Raw genomic sequence first — 1,713 nt, 5'->3', positions numbered from 1 at the left:
CCGGGTCGTCGGCGGCGAGCGCCTGGACACCGCGGGACTGGTGACGCCCGCGGGTGCGCCCGCGCCACCGGCGGTCACCGCAACCACGTGGCTGGTCGCCGACCTGGACTCCGGCGCCGTGCTGGGGGCCTGCGGCCCGCACGAGTACGGCACCCCGGCCAGCACCCAGAAGCTGCTGCTGGCGGCGACCATGCTGCCCAGGCTCGACCCGAAGCAGGTCGTCACGGTGACCCGCGGTGACCTCGACATCGTCCCCGGCAGCTCCGCGGTCGGCCTGCTCGTCGGCGGCCGGTACCCGGTGGAGACGGTCTGGTTGGGGTTGCTGCTCAACTCCGGCAACGAGGCGGCCAACGTGCTGGCCCGGCTCGGCGGTGGCCCGGGCGGCGTGGCCGGCGGGGTGCGGGCGATGAACGAGGAGGCCCGCCGCCTCGGCGCCCGGCAGACCCACGCGGTGACGCCCTCCGGGCTGGACGGCAAGGGGCAGTTCACCAGCGCGTACGACCTCGCGCTGATCGCCCGCGCCTGCTTCGGCAACCCGCTGTTCCGCCGCTACACCCGTACCGAGCGCACCCAGATTCCCGCCCAGCCGAAGCTGAAGGCCGGCGGTTTCCAGATCCAGAACGAGAACCAGCTCATCTACCGCTACCCGGGCGCGCTCGGCGGCAAGACCGGCTTCACCGAGCTGGCCCGGCACAGCTACGTCGGCGCGGCGCAGCGGGGCGGGCGGCGGCTGGTGGTGACCCTGCTCGGTGCGGAGGCCCGCCCGGTACGTGGCTGGCAACAGGGCGCACAACTGCTCGACTGGGGCTTCGCCCTGCCCCGGGACGCCTCGGTGGGCCGGTTGGTAGAGCCCGGCGAGCTGGACGCCGCGCAGGCGGCCCCGAGCGGCTCACCGACTCCACCCGCCCCGGCCCCGCCCCCGCAGTGGCAGGGGCCGGCCGGCGTCGCGCTGCGCCGGATGGCCGACGGCGACTGGAAGGTGATCCTGCCCGTCTCCGGCCTGCTCGCGTTGACCGTCGGAGGGCTCGTCACGGTCCTGGTCGCCCGTCGCAACCGCACCCGCCGGGTGGGCCGCCGGCGCGCCTGATGCGGCGTGGATCCCGCGACCCTGGGTAACCGCGGGGGCATGGAGTCCCGGGTACGCGTCGGGGTGGACGCCGGGCGCGCCGGTGCCGGTCAGCACGAGGTCGGGCGCGCCGGTACCGGTCAGCACGTGGCCGCCGCCGGGCCGATCCGAGGGCCGGGCGCGGGTGGGGTGCGGGGCCGGTGGGGGTGGGGGAGCGCGCCGTCCCGACCGCTGCGGCGGGCGTTGCGCGCGACATACCGGCGGTCCCGGCGCCGGCTGAGGCGTCTGCTCCGCGTGCTGTCCGGCCGGGCCTGGCTGTCCGGTCCGGCACTGGGCACCCTGCTGCGTCCGGTCGGTGAGCGGATGCGCCGGTCGGGCCGCCGGTGGGCGCGGTCGGTGGTGGGCGGCGGGCGGCCGCCCGGTGCGCGGACCGTCCGCCGGGCGCTGGTCGACTCGGTCGGTGACGCCGTGGCCGTGATCGCCGCGCTGCTCCAGGCGTCCCAGGGCATCCGGTGAGCGCTTCCCGCCCGGCGGTGTGCCGACCCGGCCGGCGGGCGGAGTAACGCCGGGGCCGGGCGCGGACCGTGCCGGCGGGTGGCTTAACGCCGGGCGCCGGGTGCGGATTGTGCCGGCGGGTGGGGTGATGC

Annotated in this window: 2 protein-coding genes; both read left to right on the top strand. The window is 77.3% G+C overall.

The features are described from left to right. Positions 1-1,087 (top strand): D-alanyl-D-alanine carboxypeptidase family protein (locus LQ51_RS00790; RefSeq protein WP_046562653.1); only part of this gene is annotated, 1,087 nt, incomplete at its 5' end. Positions 1,088-1,126: 39 nt separating this feature from the next. Further along, on the top strand, positions 1,127-1,582 hold the full coding sequence (locus LQ51_RS00785) for a hypothetical protein (protein ID WP_156312937.1): 456 nt from the start codon (positions 1,127-1,129) through the stop codon (positions 1,580-1,582). Positions 1,583-1,713 lie beyond the last annotated feature (131 nt).

Origin of the sequence: Micromonospora sp. HK10 (genome assembly GCF_000982955.1) — a bacterium.
GTDB lineage: Bacteria > Actinomycetota > Actinomycetes > Mycobacteriales > Micromonosporaceae > Micromonospora.
The sequence above is the reverse complement of the archived record's forward strand: the minus strand, read 5'-3'. Positions and strand labels throughout refer to the sequence as shown.

Bases quoted from the DNA above. Each gene is read 5' to 3' on its own strand.
- LQ51_RS00785 (WP_156312937.1), top strand. From the start codon at position 1,127: ATGGAGTCCCGGGTACGCGTCGGGGTGGACGCCGGGCGCGCCGGTGCC.